Here is a 26,606-nt window from a genome sequence, read left to right as displayed (position 1 = left end):
CCATTTTTTAGTAACTTTGCCCGGCAAGTAATAACCCACAATTATTTGCCATGCAACTCGATCCTACCAAATTCGTATCCGAAGGACTTACCTACGACGACGTACTTTTAATCCCCGCTTATTCCGAAGTTTTACCACGCGATGTGGATACAAGTACTTATTTCACAAGAAATATTAAGTTAAATGTTCCTATTGTTTCGGCTGCAATGGACACGGTCACTGAGTCGGGTTTGGCAATAGCCATTGCGCAGGCTGGTGGTATCGGGATGCTTCACAAGAATATGAGTATTGCGGCTCAGGCAGATGAGGTACGCAAAGTGAAACGTTCAGAAAGTGGAATGATTCAAGATCCGGTCACTTTAAATGAAGATGCGCTCCTTTCTGACGCCTTTATCATAATCAAAGAATATAAAATTGGCGGTATACCAGTTGTCGATACAGACAATAAGTTGGTTGGAATTATTACAAACAGGGACCTTCGCTTCCAGAAGGATGTCAAACGTCCTGTCAGGGATGTTATGACGAAGGAAAACCTGATAACAGCCCCTGAGGGAACAACCCTTTCCCAGGCTGAATTGATATTGCAGGATTACAAAATAGAAAAGCTGCCGGTAGTCGATAATAACGGCTGTTTAATCGGTTTAATAACCTTTAAGGACATCCAGAAGTTTAAAAATTATCCGAATGCCTGTAAGGATGCTCATGGCCGCCTTCGAGTTGGAGCAGCGGTTGGAGTAACTCCTGATACATTAGATCGCGTAGATGCCCTTGTCAAAGCTGGGGTGGACGTAATTACAATTGACACAGCTCACGGTCATTCGCGGGGTGTAATAGAAAAATTAAAAGAAGTCAAATCAAAATATCCAAACCTGCAAGTTGTTGTTGGCAACATTGCAACAGGCGAAGCAGCTATTGCTTTGGCAGATGCCGGTGCAGATGCAGTGAAAGTGGGTATCGGCCCAGGATCTATCTGCACTACACGGATCATTGCAGGGGTGGGTGTACCTCAACTTTATGCAGTATATGAATGCGCGAAAGCCTTGGAAGGACGTGGGGTACCAGTCATTGCTGATGGGGGTATTAAACAAACGGGTGACATAGCTAAAGCCATTGCAGCAGGTGCGAGTACCATTATGGCCGGTTCGTTATTTGCAGGTGTTGAAGAATCTCCTGGAGAGACGATTATTTACGAAGGTCGTAAGTTTAAATCGTACCGGGGCATGGGATCAATCGAGGCTATGGAGCAGGGTTCTAAAGATCGTTACTTCCAGGATGTTGAAGATGATATTAAGAAGTTGGTTCCAGAGGGTATTGTAGGTCGGGTTCCTTTCAAAGGCTCATTGTCTGAAGTGATGTACCAGCTTATCGGTGGCTTAAGGGCAAGTATGGGTTATTGCGGATCAGCAACTATCAAAGACCTTCAAAATGCCAAGTTTGTTAAGATAACTGCTGCAGGAATGCGTGAAAGTCATCCCCATGATATAACAATTACTAAAGAGGCTCCTAATTATAGTCGCTAACGAAAGGTGAACCGATTGATTAGTTTCACATCGGATTTTTAACTTAAAGGATTCAAATTTTAGGTAATTCTAAAACGATTCATGTAAATATCAATCTATGAATGCTATTTCCGTTTTCTGTGGTGCAAATTTCAATGGTGATCCGGCATTGCTTAAAGCAGTAGATGATCTTGCCGACGTATTCGCAGAAAAGGACATCTCTCTGATTTTCGGTGGAGGCAGGGTGGGTGTGATGGGCCTAATAGCAGATGCGGTTTTGAAACGTGGCGGTAAAGCTGTCGGCGTAATCCCGCAATTTCTAATGGATAAAGAGATTGGGCATACTGGCCTTACAGAACTGATTATTACCGAAAACATGCATGAAAGGAAGCAAAAAATGGCTGACCTTTCCGATGGTGTGATCACGTTACCAGGTGGATTTGGAACACTTGAAGAGTTTTTTGAAGTGTTAACATGGCTTCAGTTGGGGTTGCATAATCATCCGATAGGCTTACTTAATATTGATGGGTTTTACGATTCGTTACTTGAACAGATGGACCTGATGGTTGAGAAGAAGTTTCTTAAACCTGTTAATCGTGAACTTGTATTGAGCCACTCAATTCCCTCCCAACTGGTTGAGCAGATGGAAAGATTCAACGCAAAACCCGATCAAGTTTGGTTTGACGTGAGAAATTTGACGTAATCAAAGTTTCGGCTTATAAAATTTCATTCAAAAAAAATTGCTTTATTGCTTTTTCTGTGGCATTTAGTTCCCGCATGGGGAATCAGTTGCATTATAGTAATTACGTTTTTTTGATCCGAAGGCAATTTCCGAACTATTTTTTATGAGAAGTTTTGAATAAAAAGCTACACCTTAATGTTTTAAATTGAATTCTTTATACAAGACATTCTAATAATTTTCGTTAAGATAATTAGATGCCTGTTTTTGCGTTTTAATGGAATGATTTTTGTGCTGTAAAAATTAGATTTTTTTCCACGTAAATCCTTAAAAATCAGCTAAATTTTCTTTTAACTTGTCGTTAAAATGGCAGATTTGTTTAACTTTGCAGACTTTTAAAGGGAGTATTTATTCATAAATGAGACAACTCAAAATAACCCAATCCATTACCAATCGTGAATCTCAGTCGTTAGACAAGTATTTACATGAAATTGGTAAAGTAGATTTAATTACCGCCGAAGAAGAAGTAATTCTTGCACAGAAGATCAGAGAAGGCGATCAGGCGGCACTTGAGAGACTAACAAAAACCAATTTACGTTTCGTAGTTTCCGTAGCAAAACAATATCAAAATCAGGGACTAACACTTGGCGACCTTATCAATGAAGGTAACCTTGGTTTGATTAAAGCCGCAAAGCGTTTCGATGAAACTAAAGGTTTCAAATTCATTTCGTATGCAGTTTGGTGGATTCGTCAATCTATTCTTCAGGCTATTGCAGAACAATCCAGAATTGTTCGTTTGCCACTAAACCAGGTAGGTTCGTTAAGTAAAATAAGCAAGGCTTTTTCAAGATTGGAGCAAGAGTATGAGCGCGAGCCGTCTCCTGAAGAGCTGGCAGATAATCTTGAGACGACGGTTGAAAAGATATCAGATACCCTTAGTAATTCTGGTCGGCACGTTTCAATGGATGCGCCATTTGTTCAGGGCGAGGAGAATACACTTCTAGACGTTCTTGAAAATAGTGATCCGAATACAGACAGCAACCTTATCAACGAATCTCTTTCTGAAGAGATTAAGCGTTCTTTGTCTACATTGACTGAAAGGGAAAGAGAAATAATTGTTCTCTTCTTTGGTCTGAGTACAAATCATCCGCTTTCACTCGAAGAGATAGGGGAGAAGTTTAACCTCACTCGTGAACGTGTTCGCCAGATTAAAGATAAAGCGCTTCAACGTCTACGTCACACTTCTAGGAGCAAAATATTAAAGTCATACCTGGGATAACAGGCAGTTATTTAAAAAGGCATTGAGGCCGGGCAATTTGCCTGGCCTTTTATTTTAGTTACGTTCAAAAATCACTGTTTTTGCTGACGAATGGTTCAGCAATTTTGAACTGTGATCAATTTGATTTGACAAGTTTTAATCCGCAGCCTTCAATGCAAGGTGGATTTAACTCCAGTGTGTCCCCCGAAAACCTATAGTGGTAAGATGAAGTGGGTTGGGAAGAAAGGTCAATTTCCTATCAGCACCCACCCCGGACAATTACTATATTTGAAGAAAAACAGATATGATAATTCCTATTTATCAGGCTGACGCGTTCACGGAGGAATTGTATGGAGGAAATCCCGCTGCCATTTGTCCGCTAGCTGAATGGCTTCCTGCTCCACAAATGCAGAAAATTGCTGCAGAGAATAACCTTGCAGAAACGGCTTTCTTCATTCCTCAGGGAAATGATTTTGAATTAAGATGGTTCACTCCGGAGTTGGAGATAGATCTTTGTGGGCACGCGACGTTAGCAACTGCTCATATCCTATTTACCGAACTGGGCTACGATCGTGATGTGATTCACTTTCACACTCTGAAAGCGGGCACATTGAGTGTTCATAGAAATGGCGATAAATATATGCTGGATTTCCCGGCCCGAGCACCTGAAGCCGCACAAACGCCTACGGGACTTATCGAAGCTATAGGCGGTAATCCTGTTGCTGTGTTGAGATCGAGGGACTACTTTTTAGTTTATGAAAAGGAAGCCGATGTCGTAGCTTTGACGCCCGATTATAGCGCTTTGAGTAAAATAGATTCTATTGGTTTCATCGCAACTGCCCCTGGGGATAATAGTGATTTTGTGTCTCGATTTTTTGCTCCTTCAGCAGGCATTAATGAGGATCCGGTAACCGGTTCAGCGCACTGCAATCTGATACCGTACTGGGCTGATCGTCTAGGTAAAGAAAATATGCATGCCTACCAGGTGTCGGCGCGCCGTGGCGAGTTATGGTGCCAATTTAAAGGAGATCGGGTATTAATGTCAGGTAGGGCAGTTACATATCTGAAGGGGGAGATCTATGTATGATGGCCGAGAATTAAAAATTAACGGCCAATAGGCATTTTACTTACATAATATTAATTCCTTCTTAAAAAGAAAAGAGCAAGAATTAAGATATAATTTCCTTGCTCTTCATTTCTTTTCATCTAAAAATTCGGTTTCAAGACATACTTGTCATAGAACCTGAAAATGTGTTCCGTGGCTTCTTCGGCTGTATCAACAAGCCTGAATAGGTTCAAGTCGTCTTCGTTGATATTTTTTTCATCCTGTAGCATCGTATTGGTTACCCAGTCAATCAGTCCTGACCAGTATGACTTTCCAACCAGTACGATTGGAAACCGTGCAACTTTTCCAGTTTGAATTAAAGTTAGGGCTTCAAACATTTCATCCATTGTTCCGAACCCGCCAGGGAGAACAATGAAACCCTGCGAATACTTCATAAACATAACCTTCCTGATGAAGAAGTAGTCAAATTCAAGGATCTTGTCGCGATCGATATATTTATTGTGGAACTGCTCGAATGGCAATTCAATGTTTAAGCCAACCGACTTTCCGCCCGCTTCGAAAGCGCCTTTATTCGCCGCTTCCATAATACCAGGACCACCACCTGAAATAACACCATAACCTCGTTCTGTCAAGAGGCGTGCACAATCTTCCGCTAATTTGTAGTATTTATTTTCATTCGAAGTTCTCGCGGATCCGAAAATGGACACGCAAGGCCCAATTTTGGCAAGCTTTTCGAAGCCGTCAACAAACTCCGCCATAATCTTAAAAATCTGCCATGAATCAGTTACCTTGATTTCCTGCCAGTTCTTATTTTCGAAAGCACTTCTTATTTTATCATCACTTGTCATAACTCACTTTGTAATTCAATTAAAATTGGGTTTTAGCCGTTGTAGGCTTGCTGATCAAAAGCAAACCGATAAAGGTTATTAAACCGTTCACGACGATCAGTTCATTATCAAAAACGTAGCCACCCATTAGTGTTGCTGAATTTTTATTGAGGAAAAAGCAAACAGCAGGGGATAGTAAACAAATAAATGGAACCAGTTTATCATTTACACCGCGATTCTTCATAAACAAACCGAATCCATAGAGTCCTAAAAGTGGACCGTATGTGTACGACGCCACTGTGAATATTGCGCTTACTACTGCTGCATTATTTACCGCATTGAATAAGATGATTACCAGGAACATCAAGATTGAAAAGCACACATGGACGAAGTGCCTGGTTCTAACAACTGAAGGTGCATTCAAGTCTTTTTTCTTAGCAAAGGCCAGAAAATCCACACAGAAAGACGTTGTCAGCGCAGTTAATGCAGAGTCTGTTGTAGCGAATGTAGCCGCCGTAAGCCCTAGCATAAAGATCACACCCGGTATTATTGTAAGATGATTAAAAGCTATTTCAGGGAACAAAAAGTCCGTACGTGGTTTGCCGGTGACAGCATCAACAGGAATTTCAATGCCATTTTTGGTAGCATAGATATATAATAATGCCCCCACACTCAGGAAGAAAATGTTGATGACAACAAAAACAGCAGTGAATGTGAACATATTCTTTTGAGCCTCCCCAATATTTTTGCAGCTCAGGTTTTTCTGCATCAAATCCTGATCAAGACCGGTCATCGCGATAGTTACAAAGATTCCGCCCAACAGTTGTTTAGTGACGTGGAACTTGCTGGTTACAAAATCCTCGAAGAAGAATATTTTAGAATAACCGCTATTCTTTATGGTCTCGAAAGCTTCCGGAATGTTCAATCCCAGGCTTGAACAAATAAAATAAATGGTTAGAATCACCGAAGATACCAGAAATACAGTTTGAAGAGTATCAGTAATAATTATCGTTTTTAGGCCTCCTTTGAAAGTATAAGACCAGATCAAGCCCAAAGATATTAATACCGTAGCCCAAAAAGGAACGCCATAAGAATCAAAAATGAAGCGCTGCAGTACGATTACAACAAGATATAAGCGGAAGGCAGAACCTATAGTACGGCTCAACAAGAATATACTTGCGGCAGTTTTATAGCTGTGGGTTCCAAGTCGCTCTTCAATATATGTGTAAATAGAAGTAAGCTTCATTCGGTAGTAAAGAGGAAGCAGGACTGTCGCTATTATAATAAAACCGATAGCGTTCCCCAGAATGAACTGGAAATACTTAAATTCATTACCTGCTGGGTTACCGACTTCACCCGGAACAGAAATAAACGTTACCCCCGATAATGCGGTTCCAATCATTCCAAAAGCTACGAGGTACCACTTTGAGTTCCGGTTTGCAGTAAAGAATGTTGAGTTATCCGAGGATTCCTTTGAAGTTAAATAGGAAATACCAATTAGCATGAGGAAGTATGCTACAAGAAAGCTGAGTAATATTGATGGCTCCATGTTTGATTTTAGATAAGCGCCTAAATTAATAATTAAGTTCTTAATACGAATTAATTCATTTCGTATTGTTTCTGGCTATTTCGGTAGAACGTAATTAATCACCATATTACCTACTTAAAGATTATTTTTAGTTTAAATTTGCGAATGAATTTTTCTTCCAAACTGCTTGAAAATGCAGTTAATGAGTTTGCATCATTACCCGGTATTGGCCAGAAGACCGCATTGAGATTGGTACTTCATTTACTAAATCAACCTCAGGCCGATGTGGAGAAATTCAGCCATACACTTCTGCAGTTAAGAAACGAAATTCGATTCTGCGAAACTTGCCATAATATTTCGGATCAGAAAGTTTGCGAGATATGCAGCGCGGTAAAGCGTGATAAATCTCTCATATGCATTGTTGAGGATACGAGGGATGTAATGGCAATTGAAAACACTGGCCAATATCATGGCGTTTATCATGTGCTTGGTGGGCTCATTTCACCCATGGATGGGGTCGGTCCTTCAGATCTTAATATAGAAAGTCTAATTAACAGGATAGATAACAGCGGAGCAAATGAGGTTATCCTGGCACTAAGCGCAACCATGGAAGGAGATACCACAATATTTTACCTTTACAAAAAGCTTAAAGATAAAAATATACAAATTAGTGCAATTGCCAGGGGAATAGCGTTCGGCGGGGAACTTGAATATGTGGATGAAATAACCCTCGGTCGTTCAATTGCCACACGAATACCATATGAAAATACCCTCGCCAGATAGCTTGATTACTTTAGACTCAAATGGATCTGAGACATAAAACGATAATTATTACAGGTGCCTCTTCGGGCATTGGAAGGTCATGTGCTGAGGAGTTCGCTAAACGGGGTGCTAACCTAGTGCTTGGCGCACGTCAATACGTAACCTTATGTGAAATCGCCCAGGATCTGGAGGTTAAATATAAAATCAAAGCCATAGCATTTCAGTGTGATGTTTCAAAAGAGGAAGACTGCAAGGGCCTTATTGACCAGGCATTGATCACATTCAAACGCATTGATGTACTTATCAACAATGCCGGAATTTCTATGAGAGCTCTGTTTGCTGATGTTGATCTGAAAGTACTCCGTAACTTAATGGACGTAAATTTTTGGGGTGCTGTATATTGCACCAAATTTGCGTTGCCTGAATTGCTTCGAAATAAGGGTTCAGTAGTTGGCGTATCATCCATAGCAGGTTATAAAGGGCTCCCAGGTCGCACAGGCTACTCCTCCTCAAAGTTTGCCCTAAATGGATTTTTAGAATCTCTTCGTGTCGAAAATCTTAAAACCGGTCTGCATGTAATGGTTGCATCACCAGGATTTACAGCCTCTAATATCCGGTATTCTGCTTTAGTTAAGGACGGCAGTGCTCAAGGTGATACCAGTATGGAAGAAGGTAAAATGATGACCTCAGGTGAAGTAGCCGAGATCATCGTAAATGGTGTTGAAAATAGAAAACGCTCATTAGTAATGACTGGCCAGGGCAAGCTAACTGTTTTTCTAAACAAGGTTTTACCATCGTTCCTTGACGGACTTGTCTATAAGCATTTTACACAAGAGAAGGACCCACTAATAAAATGAGATTTGGGATAATCTGGCTATTTTTCTTTTGTTGCGGATATCAGTCGGCATTTTCCGGGGGAATCAAAATCGAACGAGACATTTCCTATTCAAAAGGCGTCCCGAATGTAAGGGAGAATCTCCTGGATATCTACTATCCAAAGGATAAATCAAAGCCAAAAGATGTTATTGTTTTTATTCATGGGGGTTCATGGAACAGCGGCAAGAAGGAAACGTATTGGTGGCTGGGAAGAAATATGGCCTCTAAAAATGTCGTTACCATCATTATTAACTATGGTCTAAGTCCAGCATATCAGTATGAAAAGATGGCGGCTGACTGTGCCAAAGCGTTGAAATGGGTTAGCGCAAACGTTTCAAGTTATGGCGGCGACAGAAACAATATTTATGTAATGGGCCATTCGGCAGGTGGACACCTGGCAACACTGTTGCATTCTGACCCGCGATATTTTGTGAATGAGGGGATAAGTGATCCTATCCGTGGACTTATACTAAACGATGCATTTGGACTGGATATGTACGAATATCTCACGAAAGCCGCGCCAGACCATTATACCACAAGCTTCCTCAATACTTTTTCACAAAATCCCGAAGTATGGAAAACAGCTTCACCTTTATATTATATCCGAAACTTCAAAGTGCCTGTATTGATGTTTGTGGGAGCGAACACATATCCGGCAATCAGGCTCCAATCTGAAAGGCTACGGACGGAACTTCTTACATTAAATACTAACACCGAGCTCAAAATTATTCCCAAGAAGAAGCACGTTCCTATGATTGCGCAGATGATTTTCAAAGGAAATATCCTTTATGACTACATTTTAGAATTTATGGGCAGGATTTAAATGTAGCCTCAACCGTTAATAAGTTCCCCGCCATTCACATGGATCACCTGCCCAGTTATATAGGATGCATCTTCACTTGCCAGGAATACATAGGCTGGTGCAATTTCTGACGGCTGCCCTGCTCGTCCCATCGGCACTTTCTTGCCAAATTGCTTAATCTCCTCTTTATCAAAACTTGATACGATGAGCGGAGTCCATACAGGTCCTGGAGCCACCGAATTGACGCGTATTTTTTGAGGCGCGAGATTTTCACTGAGCGAACGGGTGAAGCTAACAATGGCACCTTTGGTTGAAGAGTAGTCAATCAGATGCGGACTACCGCGATAGGCTGTGACAGAACTTGTATTAATTATACAATCGCCATCCTTCATATTTTTGACTGCGGCTTGCGATAAAAAGAAGTAAGGAAGAATATTAACATTGAACGTTTTCTCTAGTTGACCTTTACTAATCTTTAAAAAGTCGTCCTGTGGAAACTGCTGTGCAGCGTTGTTGACGAGAATGTTGAGGGTTCCAAGTTTGGATATTGTCTGGTTTACGATTTTATCACAGAATTCTTTCTTGCGGATATCTCCCCTTAAAAGGATACATTTTCTGCCGGCCTGTTCTACCAGTCTTTTTGTCTCCCTGGCGTCCTGGCTCTCATCAAGATAGGCAACCGCAATATCTGCGCCCTCCATGGCAAAATGGATTGCTACAGCCCGACCAATTCCGCTGTCGCCACCTGTGATGAGGGCAGTTTTGTTTGTCAGTTTCCCAGCGGCCTTGTAATTGGGATTGATATACTCCGGTCTTGGCGACATTTCTTGTTCTGTCCCAGGCTGACTGTCTTGTTTTTCGTTTTCAGAAAATGATTTAGGCTTTGCATTCATGTGTCACTAGATATAACAAGAAAACGGACACTGCATATTAATTGTTTGGCATAAATCCATGATCATTACTTTCCTGTGATGTTCAGCTTCTACGGAATTTCTATTTTTGCGCTGAATTTTATGTGTCAAGAATATGTTTAATACTCCGCTAAGCCGTTTCAGACTTATTGCTTTTCTTGAAGGCTGTTCTTTTTTACTTATCGGCCTGACAATGATTTTAAAATATAAATATGCGATGCCTGGCCCGAACTATGTTGTGGGCATGGCGCACGGTTTATTATTCATATTGTACATCGCGTTGTTATTACATGTCGCCTATGTGTATAAATGGAGCTATTGGAAAGTAGGTTTAAGTTTCCTCGCGTCACTGATTCCTTTCGGGACTTTTTATGCGGATAAGAAGCTTTTCAAAAACGAGGAGCGGGAAGTGGGACGCGATATTTAAGACTTTAGGAGTAGCTGCCTACATACCCAGCGTTTAGTTGGGTAAGGGATCGAAGCATCAGCTTTTTGCCAAAACACAGTATTCTCAGTTGCAACGAATTTTCCTGGCAAAAACTACTACGTAGAGCCCGGGCCTTTAGGCAACCCCATGAAAATTTTTACTATTATTAGAAGCGCTTGTAGTTCGTTGAAAATCTTGATGAAGATGTACTGATTATCAGTGCAACGGCCTTGGCTTTATGATGCCTCCTTTGGTATCGCTGATGGTACTCATCACAATAAAAGCTTTGTGATCTATCTGATCTATCTCCTGTTTTAATTTAGAAACTTCCAATCGTGTAACCACCGTAAAGATAATGTCGATGTCTTTACTTTTAAACTGAGCACTTTCAAAGCCTCGCTCACCTTTGTACACGGTAACGCCCCGTCCCAGGTTTTTAGTTATTGCCTCCCGGATCTGTGCACTTTTGGCGGAGACAATTGTAACTCCGGTATACTCTTCAATCCCTTGAATGATGAAATCTACTGTTTTTGATGCCGAGAGGTAAGTGAGTATTGAGTAAAGTGCATTTTCAATTCCTAAAACAAATGCAGCCAGAAGAAAGATGATCACGTTGATAAGTAAAATGATATCACCCATGCTTAAGATACTTTTTCTATTGAGGTATACTGCCAGGATTTCCGTCCCGTCGATTACACAACCCCCTCGAATGGCAAGACCGATACCGGCACCCAGAAAGAAACCTCCGAAAATTGCGGTCAGCACTTTATCATCAGTAATTTGAGGGAAGTCAACTAAAAAGATCATTGCAGCAAGTACAAGAATTGCTATTGATGTACCGATGGCAAATCGACGGCCTATCTGTTTAGCACCAAGAATGATAAATGGAATGTTAAATAATACGAGCCAAAAAGAAACTGGAATACCGGTGGATTTGTATGTCAGTTGGTAAGTCAACAGGGATATTCCGGTTATCCCGCCGTCGATAAAGTGATTTGGGAGGAGAAAGCCTTTTAATCCAAAACATGCAAGGCCAACTCCGATGAGTATTAATGCAGCCTTTCCCGCATCAATTTTACGTTTTAATCGTTGCCTGGATCGTCTTGTCGCTTTCATTTTCTAAAAATACTTAAAAGGTTTGCAGCTAAAGAAAAGATTATCCATATTTGCTTTACAAGATGAAAGCAAGCAATATATATACAAAGTGGTGGTGGCAGATGAATAATCAATCGGCGATCAGTAAGCGTATATAGTTATTCCATATAAAGAAACTAGATATGAAGGGTTGCCTAAAGGCAACCTTTTTTATTTATATATAGTTTGTTTTCAAATGCCGTGCTGCATGCCTGCCTTTAGGATGGGCAGAATTTAGCTTGATTCAAGTTATGATGTGAACAGTCGGGAATTGCAGAATTTTGTTAAGAACGAATTAAGAATATAATTGTGAAGAAAATATTAAATCACCTGTTTGAACAGAAAACGTTCGGCAGAGATGAAGCAAAAGAAATACTCACCAATATAGCACTGGGGAAATATAATCAATCTCAAATGGCTGCTTTTATGGCTGTCTATTGCATGAGGACGATCACCGTCGATGAACTTGAAGGTTTCCGGGACGGAATGCTTGACCTATGCCTTAAACCTAAACTTCAGGATTACGATTTAGTGGATCTGTGCGGAACAGGAGGAGATGGTAAAGATACGTTCAACATTTCTACTCTTGCTTCATTTGTGGTTGCCGGTGCAGGGTACCAGGTTGCTAAGCATGGTAATTATGGTGTTTCCTCAGGATGTGGGTCTTCAAACGTGATGGAATTTCTTGGCTACAAGTTTACGAATGATTCAGATGAGTTACGCAGGAGTCTTGATACGGCAGGAATTTGTTTTCTGCATGCGCCTCTTTTTCACCCGGCCATGAAGAACGTTGCACCAATACGCAGGGAGCTGGGAGTAAAGACATTTTTCAATATGCTGGGCCCTATGGTTAATCCAGCACGGCCTCAGAATCAGTTGGTGGGAGTTTTTAGTCTTGAACTGGCAAGACTATATGCCTACTTATATCAAAAATCGTCGTTGAAATATACCATTTTGCATGCTCTCGAAGGATATGACGAAATTTCTTTGACATGCGACTTCAAGACGTTTTCGGGCAGTGGTGAACATATTTATTCGATATCTCAATTAGGTTTCGAAAAGATTGATCCTTCCAAAATTGGCGGCGGTAGTACAGTAGAGGATTCCGCTACTATTTTCAAGGACGTTCTTGGCGGGAACGGAACTACTGAGCAGAATAACGTCGTAATCTGCAATGCCGCAATTGCGATTCGTACAATAAAGCCACATCTGTCTTTTGCTGATTGCTTTTATGAGGCAGAAGAATCGTTAATAAGTAAAAAGGCACTTGACTGTTTTAAGAAACTTGTAGCATGATACTGAAGGTTTGTGGAATGCGGGAACCAGATAATATCCGGGAATTGGTGGAATTGCAGCCCGACTATATTGGCTTCATATTCTATCCTCATTCAAGTAGATTCGCTGGCAAACTTGACTTGACTACCATCGGGCAAATTCCAGCTCATGTAAAAAAGACTGGTGTGTTTGTAGATGAAGCGATGGATACTATGGCGGATGAAGTGATACAATATAATCTCGATGCCATACAATTACATGGCAGCGAATCACCGGAATTCTGTAGATCATTCAAGAAATTCCTACATAATATGCAAACAGAAAAGCACGTGGAATTAATTAAAGCCTTCGGCATACATGAAGGTTTTGACTTCACAGCTCTCGATGCATATGAAGATTTTGTCGACTATTTCTTGTTTGATACCAGCACAGCAGGTCATGGAGGATCCGGGCAAACGTTCGACTGGAATATTCTTCAACATTATCATGGCACAAAGCAATACTTCCTAAGTGGAGGCTTAAGTCCCGATAACATCGATGCGGTAAGGTCTTTAAAGGATGTTCGTCTGCACGGACTGGATTTAAACAGTAAATATGAACACGAACCAGCTTTAAAGGACATTGATAAAATTCGAGAGACCTTTGACAAGATCAGGGCTTTGAGAATTAAGAAATAGGAATTAATAATCACGGAAAACCGACAGGGCGAGGCTAAGGTACTAAGCAATATGAATAGAGAATTTATTAAAAGTTCAGTGAACTGGGGAGTGAATGATAAGGGTTATTATGGTGATTTTGGGGGAGCCTACATCCCTGAAATGCTATATCCTAACGTAGAAGAGCTGCGAACAAAGTATTTGGATATCATTTATGACCCCTCATTTCAGGAGAGTTTTCACAAGTTACTCAAAGACTATGTAGGAAGGCCTTCACCATTGTTTCTGGCTGGGCGATTATCTGAAAAGTACGGTGCCAGGATTTTCCTCAAGAGAGAAGATCTCAATCATACGGGGGCTCATAAGATCAACAATACGGTCGGACAAATTCTGCTTGCTCAGCGATTGGGTAAGAAGCGCATCATTGCTGAAACCGGAGCAGGGCAGCACGGTGTAGCCACAGCAACGGTTTGTGCCTTAATGGGCCTCGAATGTGTAGTCTATATGGGGGAGATCGATATCCAACGCCAGGCACCAAATGTTGCCCGTATGAAGATGATGGGCGCTACAGTCGTGCCAGCCACTTCTGGCAGCAAAACCTTAAAGGATGCAACTAATGAAGCTATGCGCGATTGGATCAACAATCCCGTAGATACGCATTATATTATCGGGTCTGTTGTCGGTCCGCACCCTTATCCTGATATGGTTGCGAGGTTTCAGGCAATTATTTCCGAAGAGACAAAGGCCCAGCTTAAGGAGCAAACGGGTTCGGAGAATCCCAATATTGTTATGGCCTGCGTTGGCGGTGGCAGCAACGCCATAGGGATGTTCTATCACTTCCTTGATGATGAAGATGTCAGGCTAATTGCTATCGAGGCTGCCGGCTTAGGTGTCGAGAGTGGGGAATCAGCGGCGACAACTGCCCTTGGAAAAGAGGGTGTTTTACATGGCAGTCGGTCCATCCTGATGCAAACTAACGATGGTCAGGTCGTAGAGCCCTATTCTATTTCAGCAGGTCTCGATTATCCAGGTATCGGTCCGCAACATGCTCATTTATTCAAGACCGGTCGTGGCGAATATGTCAGTGCCACGGATGATGAAGCAATGGACGCCGGACGATTGCTAGCTGAATTGGAAGGGATTATTCCAGCCATAGAAAGTGCACATGCCCTGGCGCACCTGGATAAAATGAAATTTAAAGGAAATGAAACTGTGGTGATCTGCCTTTCGGGGCGCGGTGATAAGGACCTGGACAACTATATGAAACACTTTAACCTTTAATCGCCATTTTATTAATAATGAACAGACTAAACGAACTATTTAAGAATAAAAAAAGTCCGATACTTTCAATCTATTTTACCGCTGGCTATCCAGACCTAAACAGCACGCTGGATATCGCTGAAGCATTGGAAAACGGTGGTGCCGACTTTATTGAGATAGGCTTCCCGTACTCTGATCCGGTTGCTGATGGCCCCGTCATCCAAGCAAGTTCACAGGTTGCATTGAAGAACGGAATGACACTGCCAATTCTTTTCGAGCAATTGAAAGATCTTAGAAAACGTGTATCTATACCGGTTTTGCTCATGGGGTATGTTAATCCTGTTCTTCAATATGGTGTTGAGAATTTCTGCAATAAAGCTGCGGAAGTTGGTGTCGATGGAATTATCGTGCCCGATCTGCCGATGTATGAATATGAAAGCCTCTACAAGGATTGCTTCCTTGGAAATAAACTAAGCAATATATTCCTGGTAACCCCGCAAACGTCGGAGGAAAGGATAAGAAAGATCGACGGCTTAAGCAATGGATTCATTTATTTGCTTTCTTCATCTTCTACCACCGGCAAGGATCTAAAAGTGTCTAATGAAGCTGATTCATATTTTCAAAGAATTAGGGATATGAATTTGCAGAACCCTACGATGATTGGTTTCGGTATTTCTGATCAGAAGAGTTTTAATAAGGCTGCAGAATACACCCGCGGCGCAATTGTTGGAAGCGCTTTCGTGAAGCTCCTGGGCACTGAAAACGCGCTGGATCGGGTAGGGGAGTTTTTAAAAATGATACGAGGTTAGGTGAGAGGTGAAAGATGACGGTTGACAGTGGACAATTTGGAGTAGGGGCCTGTAAGAGTACAGGCCAAAGGAGAGGTTTAGATCAGATAGGTACGTTTGATAAACCTAACACCTAAATTCTACACCTCAGAGGAAAATGTCCAGATCACCTTTACCTTGCCTAAGGATTTCAAATTCTCCTTCGCTGCAATCCACCACAGTAGAAGGTTGATTATCCCCATAACCCCCATCAATTACCAGATCAACTAAGTCTTCATATTTTTCATGGATCAACTCGGGGTCTGTAGAGTACTCTACGATCTCATCATCATCATGTATCGAGGTTGACATGATTGGGTTTTCCAGCATCTTTACGATACAGCGGGCGATGCTGTTATCAGGAACCCGAATTCCCACAGTTTTCTTATTAGAGCTTAATAGCTTCGGTACGTTTTTACTCGCATTAAAGATGAAAGTGAATGGACCTGGCAATGCTTTCTTGAGAATACGGTACGTTTCGTTGTCAATGGGCTTTGTATAGTCTGAAATATGCCGTAGGTCGTAACAGATAAAAGAGAAGTTAGCCTTTTCTGGCTTGATGCCTCTGATCTTACAAATCCGCTCTATGGCACGCTGGTTTGTGATATCACAACCAAGACCGTATACCGTGTCGGTTGGATATATAATCACGCCGCCCTTTTTGAGTACATCAACTACCTGCTGTATCATTTTCTCATTGGGATTCTCTGGATAGATTTTGATAAGCATGTTTAAAAGTACTAAATTAAAGTTCTGCTAAGACAACATGAGATTCCCGGCCTTGTTCAAATAAATTTATAATTACATGAAGACATATAAAATTCCTGATTCTACACGTATTGGTCACGTCCATTTGAAAGTGGCTGACCTTGATAGGGCGCTTTCTTTTTACCAGGGACTATTAGGTTTTGAAATTACCCAACGTTATGGTGATCAGGCTGTCTTTATCTCAGCAGGGGGATACCATCATCACATTGGATTAAATACCTGGTATTCTAAGAATGGGCCACCTGCCCCACAAAACTCGCCGGGATTATTTCATACGGCCATCCTATACGAAGAACGCAGACAACTTGCTGTCATCCTTAAACGTCTGTTAGATGCTGGTTATCCATTAACGGGCGCATCCGATCATGGAGTTTCTGAAGCTTTGTATTTAGATGATCCTGATGGTAACGGCGTAGAGCTATATTGGGACCGGCCGCAGGACACGTGGCCAGTTGATCGAAATGGCAATTTGATAATGAAGACTGACAGGTTGGATTTGGAGGAGTTGCTGGCCTTAGCAAAGCAGTGAGGCCGTTAGGCATTAGGCGTTAGGTTGGATCCTAACGACTAACGCCTAATCCCTAATCCCTTATCACGTCCCCTTAAACGAAGTTCCAATCGCCAACAATACAAACCCAACCAACAGAAGTATAAAGCTATTTTCAGATATGTACGTTACGGAAGTAAGATGACCCACAATTCCTAGAATACCTGCAATAAGAGCAATTGCCCAAAGAATTTTGTTTGGTGCTGATGGTTTCATAATCCGTTTGTTTTGTGTTTATTGATATCCGGCCCTTCCATTATCTATGGACTAAACCGAAACTATAAGTAAGATAGACAAAAACCCGGAAGTAATTGTTTTAAAGAATTAAAACTCAGCGTTTTTCGGCGTTCTTGGGAAAGGGATGACATCTCTGATATTTGTCATACCCGTTACGAACAATACCAGTCGCTCGAAACCAAGTCCGAAGCCAGAGTGCGGAGCTGAACCAAAACGACGTGTATCCAGGAACCATGACATTTCTTCCGTAGGGATATTTAGCTCAGCCATACGTCCCTCAAGTTTCTCAAGTCGCTCTTCCCGCTGTGATCCGCCTACAATTTCACCAATGCCCGGAAAGAGAATGTCCATTGCACCAACGGTTCTTCTTCCTTCAGCATCAGGTTCATTTAAGCGCATGTAAAACGATTTAATCTCAGCTGGGTAATTAGTCAGGATAACTGGCTTCTTGAAGTGTTTCTCTACCAGGTAACGCTCGTGCTCAGATTGCAGATCAGCACCCCATTCATCAATGAGATATTTGAATTGCTTTTTTTGGTTTGGCTTTGAGTTTCTCAGAATACTAATGGCTTCTGTATAGGTGATTCTCTCAAAATCATTATCAAGACAGAAGTTTAATTTAGCAAGCAGATCAAGTTCAGAACGCTCGTTCTGTGGCTTCTGCTTTTCTTCTTCCAGCAACCTGGATTTAAGGAACTCCAGCTCGTCAGAGCAATTGTTGATCGCATACCGGATCAAGTATTTCAGCAGCTCTTCGGCCAGATCCATGTTGTCATTCAGATCATAGAATGCCATTTCCGGCTCGATCATCCAGAATTCTGCAAGATGGCGTGTTGTGTTAGAATTCTCTGCCCTAAATGTCGGACCGAAAGTATAGATATCACCAAAAGCCATCGCCGCAAGCTCGCCTTCCAATTGACCGGACACGGTAAGATTAGTTGCCTTGCCAAAGAAGTCTTCCTTGTAGTTAATTGTGCCGTCATCATTACGCGGAATGTTATCTGGATCAAAAGTAGATACCCGGAACATCTCACCCGCACCTTCAGCATCTGAAGCGGTGATGATAGGGGTATGCATGTAAACAAAGCCTTTATCATTAAAGAATTTGTGAACAGCGTAAGCGAGTGCATGTCTCACTTTGAAGACAGCATTGAAGGTATTGGTACGAAAACGCAGGTGCGCTATCTCACGTAAGAATTCAAGACTATGCTTCTTCGGCTGCAATGGGAACTTCTCTGCGTCACTGTCACCAAGAATTTCCAGCCTGCTAACTTTAACTTCCACACGTTGACCTTTGCCAAGGGATTCAATGATTTCACCTTCAATTGCAATTGCTGCGCCAGTCGTCAGTCTCTTTAAAAGGCTTTCATCAGTCGAATTAAAATCTACTACTGCCTGGATATTATTTATGCTGGATCCGTCATTAATAGAAATAAACTGGTTATTTCTAAATGTTTTAACCCATCCCATAACAGTTACCTGTTGTCCAAACTCAGTAGTGTTTAATAGATCTTTAATTCGTGTACGCTTAGCCATGATTTTTTGTTGAGCTGCAAAAATACGAATAGGATTGTATTAGGACGAATGAAGAATCAAGTATCAAGAATCAAGTAGCAAGTATCAAGAATCAAGTAGTAAGAATCAAGACACACGATACGTCGTTGGCGTTCACAGCGGCTATTCATGGGGCGAATACTCCTTCTTAGATGGTGAGGGTTCCTCCCTTTGGTCGGAATGACGAGTGATATCGTGTTGGAAGGGGGCGGGGGCAAAAGAAGCGACGCTTCTTAGCCCCCGCCTTCTAATAAAATGCGACCCGTCATTCCGAGCGAAGCGAGGAACCTCTAAGAACTTAGCCCCGAAACTTATAATAACCCTAACATTGAACCTTGGGCTCCCAGTTGCGATTGCTATCTGCAATTCTTTAGATCGTCCCCAACTTGCCCCTGATCGTAAAACCCCTGCTTATTTCCGAAAGAATTAGTCACGTAAACTATGATCTGAGCAATGTCGATATCCGCGAGGGCGGCATTTCCCGGCATTTGGGTTATAAGGGTAGTGTCGGCAGCCACTCCTTTTCCGGATATACCATGTTTTATAATACAGGCAAGAATCGACTTGTTTTTAGAAAGGCGCATGGTGTCGGTCAGTGCGGGATATAATTTACCAAGGCCCTCACCATTAGCACCATGGCAGTTCTGGCAGTTTTTTTCGTAGAGACCTTTGCCATTCACAAAGTATCTCTGATAATTAAGCTGCTGCTCGTTGCTGCACGATTGGAATATCACAATGCCAACAAACAGGCTGGATATTATATAAAGAAGCTTATTTCTCATCCAGCTTTTCTTCCGCCAAAAGCTTTTCCATATCCAGCATCATTTGCTTTACCTGGTCTTCTTTTGTTCCATCATATGCTCCGCGAAGCTGCTTTTTGGTATCCACCAATACAAACCAGCCCTGATGGACCAAGCCCTGCGGATCTGCTTTGTCTTCATAAGCCGCTACCAGGTAGTTTTTAGCAGCGATGTTGTAGATAGAATCCCTGGTCCCGTGAACAAATGCCCACTTGCTACTTTCCACGCCCAGCTTAGTGGCATATGCTTTTAATCGGGATGGGAGGTCATGTTTGATATCAATCGAATGTGAAAGGATCTTAACGTTTGGATTATCTTTGAACTTGTTGTAAACAGTCAGCATATTCCGGTGCATGATCGGACATATGGTATTGCAAGACGTGAAGAAGAAATCTGCGATATAGATCTTACTCTCAAAATCCTTTTCTGTTACTAACACACTGTCCTGATTCAAATAGCTGAACGCCGGTATAGTCTGGTAAACCGTATCAATCACGGTTTTGCCATCCACAGTTTTTTCAACTGGGGCACGTTCTCCTAAAATTGGAAGTTTGGTATCAGCAGGATTAGTACACGACTGAAAGATGCAAAGTGCAAAAGCAAGTAAGTACAGTGATTTCATACCGCAAATATACCTGCTTCAGTCAAATAAAATCGAGTCTAAGCAGTGAGATCTGCCATGATCTTTTCGATTTTATCATCCTGTTCTCTGCTTTTTGCTTCAAACTCAGATTTACTCTTGAGATCCGTCTTCACACTGCAATAGAATTTAATCTTCGGCTCGGTTCCTGAGGGCCTCGCTGATATAATACAGCCATCTTCTGTGATGAATTGCAGGACATCCGACTTCGGATAATCTAACTTCTGCGAGGTTCCGGAAACAACATCTGTCACCTTGCCGAGTTCATAGTCTTTAAGAGTTGCAACTTTAGATCCGCCAAGGCTCTGCGGTGTATTGGTTCGGAAGCGCTCCATCATCGCCTTTATCTCTTCAGCTCCGGTTTTACCTTTTTTAGTGATTGATACCAGCTTTTCCTTGTAGAACCCGTATTTCTGGTACATATCGAGCATAGCCTGGTAAAGACTGCTCCCCTTATCCTTATAATAGGCGGTCATCTCGGCGATGAATGCGCATGATATAACAGCATCCTTATCTCTAACTAGATCACCAACAAGATAACCGTAACTTTCTTCTCCACCCGCTATAAAGGTTTTCTGCCCTTCCAGCTTAGTCATTACTGCGCCGATCCATTTAAAGCCAGTCAGGGTTTCGTAGAAATCCACATTCTTTGCTTTCGCGATATCAATGATCAGCGGAGTGGTAACAATGGTGGAAACGATATATTCATTGCCCGTGAGTTTACCTTGATCTTCCCAGGCGCTCAGCATATAGTTGATCAGTAAGCTTCCGGTTTGGTTACCGTTTAACAGAATAAACTCACCATCATCATTTTTTACTGCAATACCCACACGGTCGGCATCCGGGTCTGTAGCAAGCACCAGGTCGGCATCTATTTCTGCGGCCTTCGCCAAAGCCAAGGTTAAAGCTTCTTTTTCTTCCGGGTTGGGATAAACAACTGTAGGGAAATTACCATCTGGAGTTGCCTGCTCATCTACAATCGTCACACTAGTAAAGCCAAACTGTTTCAGGGCCTTCGGGACTAAAGTTATACCAGTTCCATGAATTGGTGAGTAAACGATCTTTAGATCATTTTGACGCTTTATTGCATCCGGCGAAACCGAAAGCTCAGTTATTTTATCCAGATACAACTGGTCTATTTCTTCACCGATCAATTCAATATTTGAATCTATGCGATTGAATTTCACATTATCGATACTTCCCACAGCAGCAACTTCGTCCATTACCATCCGGTCATCGGGAGACGTGAATTGTCCGCCATCAGCACCGTACGCTTTGTAACCATTATATTCTTTCGGGTTGTGCGATGCAGTAATCATTACACCACTCCTGCATCCTAAATGACGAATGGCGAAAGAAAGCTCAGGAGTTGGGCGAAGCTCTTTAAAGAAGTAAACATGAATACCATTGGCTGAGAACACTTCAGCGGTAACATTCGCGAGGAAATCTGAAAGATTACGGCTATCGTGGGCAACAGCGACCTTGATTTTCTCGCCCGGATATTTCTTCAGGAGATAATTACACAAGCCCTGGGTAGCAGAGCCAATAGTATATTTATTTACTCGATTTGTTCCCGGACCCATTGTGCCACGAAGTCCACCTGTTCCAAACTCTAAATCACGGTAAAAAGAGTCTGTTAGCTCCGTATGGGATTGATTCTCCAGCAGATTTTGAATACTTGATTTAGTATCAGCATCATAGCTGCCTTCCAGCCATTGATTTATTCTATTTGAGACAGATGGTTCTAAGTTTTGCATGAAATCTTTATTCTTTTGTTGGTATATATCTGAATAACCCAAATTTAGCGTGTTTGTTCCCAATTAAATTCAACTAAAGGTGGAATTTTAGCGCCTTTTTCGTATTTTTAGCTGCGCATTGTGCAAGTATAATTATCCTTTGCTGCAATCTAAAATTCAACAATTAAATGAAGGTACTAAAGTTCGGAGGAACGTCAGTCGGCAGTCCCGATCGCATTAAAAAACTATTAGACATTATTCAACCGCAAGACAGGCAAATCGTTGTTCTGTCTGCTGTGTCAGGAACAACAAACAGCCTGCTCGAAATCGCTCAGGCTTATCTGGCAGGAGAAAAACAGAAAGCTACAGATCTTACAAAAGCGCTGAAGGATAAATATGAGACCTTCATTAAGGAGCTTTTCTCTACTGAAGAAGGTCTTGAAAACGGCAAGGAACTGATTGATTATCATTTCAACCTGATTTCATCTTTCGCAAACGAACATTTTACAACAATTGAGGAAAAGGTTATCCTGGCTCAGGGTGAACTTATCTCCACAACCTTATATCATATTTATCTTACCGAAATAGGCGTCAGATCAAGATTGCTTCCCGCTCTCGACTTCATGAAGATTGATGAGGACAATGAACCAGTTATTGACTACATCACCGAACACCTGCAGCCATTAATTGATGAAGATCCGTCTGAAACATTCTTTATTACTCAAGGATATATCTGCCGGAATTCGTTTGGCGAAGTCGATAACCTCAGAAGAGGCGGCAGCGACTATACGGCATCTCTGATTGGTGCGGCAATCCGTGCGGAAGAAGTACAGATCTGGACGGATATTGACGGCATGCACAATAACGACCCGCGGGTGGTGAAAGGAACCAAGCCTATTGCTCAACTATCATTCGATGAAGCTGCCGAGCTTGCGTATTTCGGTGCAAAGATCCTTCATCCGCAAAGTGTTTTCCCTGCACAGAAATACAAGGTTCCGGTACGTTTGCTCAATACCATGGAGCCTGAAGCTGGCGGTACGCTAATTACCAATGAGAGCGAACGTGGCCGAATTAAATCGATTGCTGCAAAGGATGGCATTACTGCGATTAAGATCCAGTCGAGCCGGATGTTGCTTGCCTATGGATTCTTACGTCGCGTATTCGAAGTGTTTGAGCGTTATAAAACTCCGATCGATATGATCACAACTTCAGAAGTTGCCGTGTCTGTAACCATCGACGAGACCCGTAACCTGGATGATATTATAAAAGAATTAAACAGCTTTGGTTCTGTGGAGGTTGACAGCAATCAAACGATTGTTTGTGTGGTAGGCGACTTCGGTGCGGATAAGCATGGCTATGCATCACGTGTTTTTGAAGCATTAAAGCATATCCCGATACGTATGATCTCTTATGGAGGAAGCAGTTATAATATTTCGCTTTTGCTTGATGATAAGCACAAGGTTGAAGCACTTCGCTCACTTCACAGTCGTTTATTTGAATAACCTGCATCAGCCTGGCTGATAGAAATTTAGATATGTTAGATCATAACACCGTAGCGCGTTTTGAAGCGTTAGATACCCCATTCTATTATTACGATCTGGAGCTATTACAGAAGACACTTGCTTCGTGTAAGGTGGCGTCAGACAAGTATGGCTTCCACGTACACTACGCTTTTAAAGCTAATTTTAATGAGCGGGTGCTGAAAGCTATTCAGCAAATAGGCTTTGGCGCTGATTGTGTTAGCGGCAACGAAGTAAAAAAGGCGATTGAGATCGGTTTCGATCCGGGTAAGGTTGTATTCGCGGGTGTAGGTAAATCAGACCGGGAAATTATTGAGGGCTTAGAGAATGATATCTACTGCTTTAATGTAGAATCAGTTCAGGAACTCGGTATCATCAATGATTTGGCTGCTAAACGCGGGAAAACTGCGCGGGTAGCTATTCGTATCAACCCCAATGTGGATGCTCACACGCACCACTACATTACAACAGGGCTGGAAGAGAATAAATTTGGGGTTAACCAATGGGAGCTCAAAACTTGTGTGGAAGAGTTAAGAAAATCGTCAAACCTGCAACTGATAGGAATACATTTCCATATTGGTTCACAGATCACTAATCTGGACATCTTCAAAAGCCTGTGTGTTAAAGCGAATGAGCTCAGCCAGTGGTTTGAGGAGCATGGCTTCCAGCTTCAAATATTAAATGTTGGAGGTGGTTTTGGAGTTGATTACTACAATCCTGATGAGTCGCCAGTAAACGATTTTGAAAGTTATTTCGAGATTTTTAATAAGTTTCTCGAGCGTAAACCCAACCAGGAAGTACATTTTGAGCTCGGCCGGGCGCTAGTTGCTCAATGCGGCAACCTTATTAGCCGTATCCTGTATGTGAAGAATGGTTTAAAGAAGAATTTCCTTATCCTGGACGCCGGCATGACTGAGTTAATGCGACCTGCACTTTACCAGGCTTACCATAAGATACAGAACCTTTCTGCTGATAAAAATGCGGAAACGGTAAAGTATGATGTGGTAGGACCTATCTGTGAAAGCACTGACTGGCTGGGCAAAGAAGTAGAGTTACCGTTATCAAAGCGGGGCGATCTTGTTGTGCTGAGAACTGCTGGTGCATACGGTCAGGTTATGGCCTCTGGTTATAATTTGCGTGATATTGTAAGATCAGAGTATTCTTCATAACGCCGCTGTAAATCAATTCGTTTACACCAAAACCTTTTTGAATTTTTTCCGTAAACTCTTATTTTAGGACAAAGGGCTTTGATTGCTATTGTACATGATGTGGTGGTGTATTGATAGGAGTAGGCAGGTGTAATCTAAGCACTTCGTTCAACGTAGGATAAACGTAGGATAAACGTAGGATAAACGTAGGATAAACGTAGGATAGAGCCTTCTCGGTGCTACCCTCTTAAATACAGAACAATACCAAGGATATTAAATCGTCAACCATGGCACGTTTTAAGAATAACTTATTAATGAAAGGAACCAGCGGTCAGTTGAACCAGCAAATGGTCCTGAAAACTTACGGAAACAAGACTTTTCTATCGAAGCTCCCAGATATGAGTAAGGTGGAGTTCAATGAAAATCAGAAAGCAGAACAGGGGTTATTTTCTGATGCTATAACTTACGCCCGCTCAATTATCAACGACCCCAAGAGGAAAGCTGAGTTTAAGGCAACTCTAGAGCCGGGTCGCAGAGTCTACAACGCAGCTATATCAGCTTATCTTAAAGAACACAAAAGCAAAAAGGACTAGAGCATACATTGCCCCAGTCCTTGTTCTTTGCTCTTTGTTCTTTTATCTGGTACTTATTCAAACGCCGCCATCCCCGTCACATCCATACCTGTAATCAAAAGATGGATATCATGCGTTCCTTCGTAAGTCACAACAGATTCTAAGTTCATCATGTGGCGCATTACCGGATACTCACCAGTTATTCCCATTCCACCCAGCATCTGACGAGCCTCGCGAGCTACATTCATTGCAGTTTCAACGCTGTTACGCTTAGCCATAGAGATCTGCGCAGGAGTTGCACGATTCTCGTTTCTCAGAACACCGAGTCTCCAAACAAGCAGTTGTCCTTTAGTGATCTCCGTGATCATCTCGGCCAGTTTCTTTTGCTGCAGTTGGAAACCGCCAATTGGTCGCCCAAACTGCTTGCGTTCTTTAGAATAACGAAGTGCCGTATCATAACAATCCATTGCCGCTCCAAGTGCACCCCAGGCAATGCCGTAACGTGCCTGGTTCAGGCATCCCAGCGGTCCTTTCAAACCGGATGCATTTGGCAGCAGGTTTTCCTTAGGCACTTTAACATTATCAAAAACAAGCTCACCGCTGGCAGAAGCCCTCAGGCTCCACTTGCCGTGGATCTCAGGAGCTGAGAACCCTTCCATGCCTTTTTCGACGATCAGGCCTTTGATGACCCCCTCTTCATTCTTAGCCCACACAATGGCAATGTCCGAAAAAGGGGAGTTGGAGATCCACATCTTAGCGCCGTTAAGCAGATAATGGTCGCCCTTATCCTTAATATTGGTGATCATGCTGCCCGGATCAGAACCGTGATCTGGTTCAGTGAGCCCAAAGCATCCAATGAATTCACCAGAAGCAAGCTTAGGTAAATATTTCTTTTTTTGTTCTTCAGAACCGTATGCATAGATCGGGTACATAACTAATGAACCCTGAACAGAGGCAGTTGAGCGTATCCCTGAATCACCACGCTCTATCTCCTGCATAATTAAACCATAGGAGATATAGTCGAGGCCGGCGCCGCCATATTCAGCAGGGATAGTTGGACCGAAGGCGCCAATGTCAGCCAGCCCAGGTATTAAATGTTTAGGGAATTGAGCTTTCTGAGCGAAATCTTCAATCACAGGACTTACTTCTTTCTTAACCCAGTTACGCACGCTATCGCGAACGAGCTTGTGCTCATCGCTTAGGAGTTCATCGATCAGATAATAGTCTGGAGCTTCATACAGATCTTTCTTGGACGACCTGTGTATATCTTGTTGCTTTTCAGTTTCGAATGACATAA

General features: G+C 42.2%; 27 protein-coding genes. 16 read left to right on the top strand and 11 right to left on the bottom strand.

The genetic code is table 11. The features are described from left to right. Positions 1 to 50 precede the first annotated feature (50 nt). From guaB to B5X60_RS06875, 4 genes are all read left to right on the top strand, one after another. Positions 51 to 1,520, top strand: a complete 1,470-nt coding sequence (gene guaB / locus B5X60_RS06890; protein ID WP_079701862.1) for an IMP dehydrogenase — start codon at positions 51 to 53, stop codon at positions 1,518 to 1,520. Positions 1,521 to 1,617: 97 nt separating this feature from the next. Beyond that, positions 1,618 to 2,202 carry an LOG family protein gene (locus tag B5X60_RS06885; RefSeq protein WP_079701861.1) on the top strand — a complete coding sequence of 195 codons (585 nt, stop codon included), beginning with the start codon at positions 1,618 to 1,620 and terminating at the stop codon, positions 2,200 to 2,202. Positions 2,203 to 2,596: 394 nt separating this feature from the next. Then, on the top strand, positions 2,597 to 3,457 hold the full coding sequence (locus B5X60_RS06880) for a sigma-70 family RNA polymerase sigma factor (RefSeq protein WP_079701860.1): 861 nt from the start codon (positions 2,597 to 2,599) through the stop codon (positions 3,455 to 3,457). Between the two features lie 283 nt (positions 3,458 to 3,740). Continuing rightward, the gene (locus tag B5X60_RS06875; protein ID WP_079701859.1) at positions 3,741 to 4,523 is read left to right on the top strand and encodes a PhzF family phenazine biosynthesis protein; all 783 of its coding nucleotides are present in this window, start codon (positions 3,741 to 3,743) and stop codon (positions 4,521 to 4,523) included. Positions 4,524 to 4,642: 119 nt separating this feature from the next. On the opposite strand, the gene B5X60_RS06870 is transcribed toward B5X60_RS06875, so the two are convergent. Beyond that, the gene (locus B5X60_RS06870) at positions 4,643 to 5,350 is read right to left on the bottom strand and encodes an LOG family protein (protein ID WP_079701858.1); all 708 of its coding nucleotides are present in this window, start codon (positions 5,348 to 5,350) and stop codon (positions 4,643 to 4,645) included. Positions 5,351 to 5,369: 19 nt separating this feature from the next. Continuing rightward, entirely contained in the window at positions 5,370 to 6,878 is a 1,509-nt protein-coding gene (locus B5X60_RS06865; RefSeq protein WP_079701857.1) for a sodium:solute symporter, read from the bottom strand. A gap of 144 nt (positions 6,879 to 7,022) precedes the next feature. On the opposite strand from B5X60_RS06865, the gene recR reads away from it, so the two are divergent. From recR to B5X60_RS06850, 3 genes are read left to right on the top strand one after another with little or no spacing between them, the layout of a single operon-like run. Beyond that, a complete protein-coding gene (gene recR, locus B5X60_RS06860) occupies positions 7,023 to 7,640 on the top strand; it encodes a recombination mediator RecR (RefSeq protein ID WP_079701856.1) in 618 nt (205 codons plus the stop codon). Positions 7,641 to 7,660: 20 nt separating this feature from the next. Continuing rightward, positions 7,661 to 8,476, top strand: coding sequence for an SDR family oxidoreductase (locus tag B5X60_RS06855; RefSeq protein WP_079701855.1), 816 nt, complete (start codon positions 7,661 to 7,663; stop codon positions 8,474 to 8,476). Beyond that, on the top strand, positions 8,473 to 9,318 hold the full coding sequence (locus B5X60_RS06850; protein ID WP_079701854.1) for an alpha/beta hydrolase: 846 nt from the start codon (positions 8,473 to 8,475) through the stop codon (positions 9,316 to 9,318). Before B5X60_RS06855 ends, B5X60_RS06850 begins: the two co-directional genes overlap by 4 nt. Positions 9,319 to 9,326: 8 nt before the next feature. On the opposite strand, the gene B5X60_RS06845 is transcribed toward B5X60_RS06850, so the two are convergent. After that, on the bottom strand, positions 9,327 to 10,190 hold the full coding sequence (locus B5X60_RS06845; protein WP_079701853.1) for an SDR family oxidoreductase: 864 nt from the start codon (positions 10,188 to 10,190) through the stop codon (positions 9,327 to 9,329). A 133-nt stretch (positions 10,191 to 10,323) separates the two neighbouring features. Between B5X60_RS06845 and B5X60_RS06840 the strand changes: the two genes are divergently transcribed. Continuing rightward, positions 10,324 to 10,635, top strand: a complete 312-nt coding sequence (locus tag B5X60_RS06840) for a DUF3817 domain-containing protein (protein ID WP_079701852.1) — start codon at positions 10,324 to 10,326, stop codon at positions 10,633 to 10,635. 216 nt (positions 10,636 to 10,851) lie between these two features. Here B5X60_RS06840 and B5X60_RS06835 read toward each other — a convergent pair whose 3' ends face one another. Continuing rightward, positions 10,852 to 11,751 (bottom strand): YitT family protein, encoded by a 900-nt coding sequence (locus tag B5X60_RS06835; RefSeq protein WP_079701851.1) that lies wholly within the window; start codon positions 11,749 to 11,751, stop codon positions 10,852 to 10,854. Positions 11,752 to 12,078: 327 nt separating this feature from the next. Here B5X60_RS06835 and trpD point away from each other — a divergent pair, with 327 nt between their 5' ends. The 4 genes from trpD to trpA are packed head-to-tail and all read left to right on the top strand — an operon-like array spanning position 12,079 to position 15,769. After that, positions 12,079 to 13,065, top strand: coding sequence for an anthranilate phosphoribosyltransferase (gene trpD, locus B5X60_RS06830; RefSeq protein WP_079701850.1), 987 nt, complete (start codon positions 12,079 to 12,081; stop codon positions 13,063 to 13,065). Beyond that, a complete protein-coding gene (locus tag B5X60_RS18360; RefSeq protein WP_245803472.1) occupies positions 13,062 to 13,721 on the top strand; it encodes a phosphoribosylanthranilate isomerase in 660 nt (219 codons plus the stop codon). Before trpD ends, B5X60_RS18360 begins: the two co-directional genes overlap by 4 nt. 51 nt (positions 13,722 to 13,772) lie before the next feature. Next, a complete protein-coding gene (gene trpB / locus B5X60_RS18355; protein ID WP_079701849.1) occupies positions 13,773 to 14,981 on the top strand; it encodes a tryptophan synthase subunit beta in 1,209 nt (402 codons plus the stop codon). Between the two features lie 17 nt (positions 14,982 to 14,998). Next, positions 14,999 to 15,769 carry a tryptophan synthase subunit alpha gene (trpA, locus tag B5X60_RS06815; RefSeq protein WP_079701848.1) on the top strand — a complete coding sequence of 257 codons (771 nt, stop codon included), beginning with the start codon at positions 14,999 to 15,001 and terminating at the stop codon, positions 15,767 to 15,769. A gap of 126 nt (positions 15,770 to 15,895) precedes the next feature. Here trpA and B5X60_RS06810 read toward each other — a convergent pair whose 3' ends face one another. Beyond that, the gene (locus tag B5X60_RS06810) at positions 15,896 to 16,516 is read right to left on the bottom strand and encodes an L-threonylcarbamoyladenylate synthase (protein ID WP_079701847.1); all 621 of its coding nucleotides are present in this window, start codon (positions 16,514 to 16,516) and stop codon (positions 15,896 to 15,898) included. Positions 16,517 to 16,592: 76 nt separating this feature from the next. On the opposite strand from B5X60_RS06810, the gene B5X60_RS06805 reads away from it, so the two are divergent. Continuing rightward, positions 16,593 to 17,084 (top strand): VOC family protein, encoded by a 492-nt coding sequence (locus B5X60_RS06805; protein WP_079701846.1) that lies wholly within the window; start codon positions 16,593 to 16,595, stop codon positions 17,082 to 17,084. A 63-nt stretch (positions 17,085 to 17,147) separates the two neighbouring features. Here B5X60_RS06805 and B5X60_RS18245 read toward each other — a convergent pair whose 3' ends face one another. The 5 genes from B5X60_RS18245 to B5X60_RS06785 form a co-directional block, all read right to left on the bottom strand. Next, the gene (locus B5X60_RS18245; RefSeq protein WP_170878397.1) at positions 17,148 to 17,318 is read right to left on the bottom strand and encodes a hypothetical protein; all 171 of its coding nucleotides are present in this window, start codon (positions 17,316 to 17,318) and stop codon (positions 17,148 to 17,150) included. Positions 17,319 to 17,426: 108 nt separating this feature from the next. Then, complete coding sequence (asnS, locus tag B5X60_RS06800; protein ID WP_079701845.1) at positions 17,427 to 18,875, bottom strand: asparagine--tRNA ligase; 1,449 nt, start codon at positions 18,873 to 18,875, stop codon at positions 17,427 to 17,429. Positions 18,876 to 19,249: 374 nt separating this feature from the next. Then, the gene (locus tag B5X60_RS06795) at positions 19,250 to 19,675 is read right to left on the bottom strand and encodes a c-type cytochrome (protein ID WP_079701844.1); all 426 of its coding nucleotides are present in this window, start codon (positions 19,673 to 19,675) and stop codon (positions 19,250 to 19,252) included. Beyond that, complete coding sequence (locus B5X60_RS06790; protein WP_079701843.1) at positions 19,665 to 20,315, bottom strand: SCO family protein; 651 nt, start codon at positions 20,313 to 20,315, stop codon at positions 19,665 to 19,667. Before B5X60_RS06790 ends, B5X60_RS06795 begins: the two co-directional genes overlap by 11 nt. Before the next feature lie 38 nt (positions 20,316 to 20,353). Beyond that, positions 20,354 to 22,090, bottom strand: a complete 1,737-nt coding sequence (locus tag B5X60_RS06785; protein ID WP_079702336.1) for a phospho-sugar mutase — start codon at positions 22,088 to 22,090, stop codon at positions 20,354 to 20,356. Between the two features lie 167 nt (positions 22,091 to 22,257). Between B5X60_RS06785 and B5X60_RS06780 the strand changes: the two genes are divergently transcribed. The 3 genes from B5X60_RS06780 (at position 22,258) to B5X60_RS06770 (ending at position 25,330) form a co-directional block, all read left to right on the top strand. Beyond that, positions 22,258 to 23,571: an aspartate kinase gene (locus B5X60_RS06780; RefSeq protein WP_079701842.1), complete on the top strand. Its 1,314-nt coding sequence runs from the start codon at positions 22,258 to 22,260 to the stop codon at positions 23,569 to 23,571. Between the two features lie 32 nt (positions 23,572 to 23,603). Beyond that, on the top strand, positions 23,604 to 24,758 hold the full coding sequence (lysA, locus tag B5X60_RS06775) for a diaminopimelate decarboxylase (RefSeq protein WP_079701841.1): 1,155 nt from the start codon (positions 23,604 to 23,606) through the stop codon (positions 24,756 to 24,758). A 266-nt stretch (positions 24,759 to 25,024) separates the two neighbouring features. After that, positions 25,025 to 25,330, top strand: coding sequence for a hypothetical protein (locus tag B5X60_RS06770; RefSeq protein WP_079701840.1), 306 nt, complete (start codon positions 25,025 to 25,027; stop codon positions 25,328 to 25,330). Positions 25,331 to 25,383: 53 nt separating this feature from the next. Here the strand turns inward: B5X60_RS06770 and B5X60_RS06765 are convergent, their stop codons facing one another. Beyond that, a complete protein-coding gene (locus B5X60_RS06765) occupies positions 25,384 to 26,604 on the bottom strand; it encodes an acyl-CoA dehydrogenase family protein (protein WP_079701839.1) in 1,221 nt (406 codons plus the stop codon). Between the last annotated feature and the right edge of the window lie 2 nt (positions 26,605 to 26,606).

Source organism: Daejeonella lutea, from assembly GCF_900168015.1.
In the GTDB taxonomy this organism is placed as follows: domain Bacteria; phylum Bacteroidota; class Bacteroidia; order Sphingobacteriales; family Sphingobacteriaceae; genus Daejeonella; species Daejeonella lutea.
This window is presented reverse-complemented; position numbering and strand designations above follow the sequence as displayed.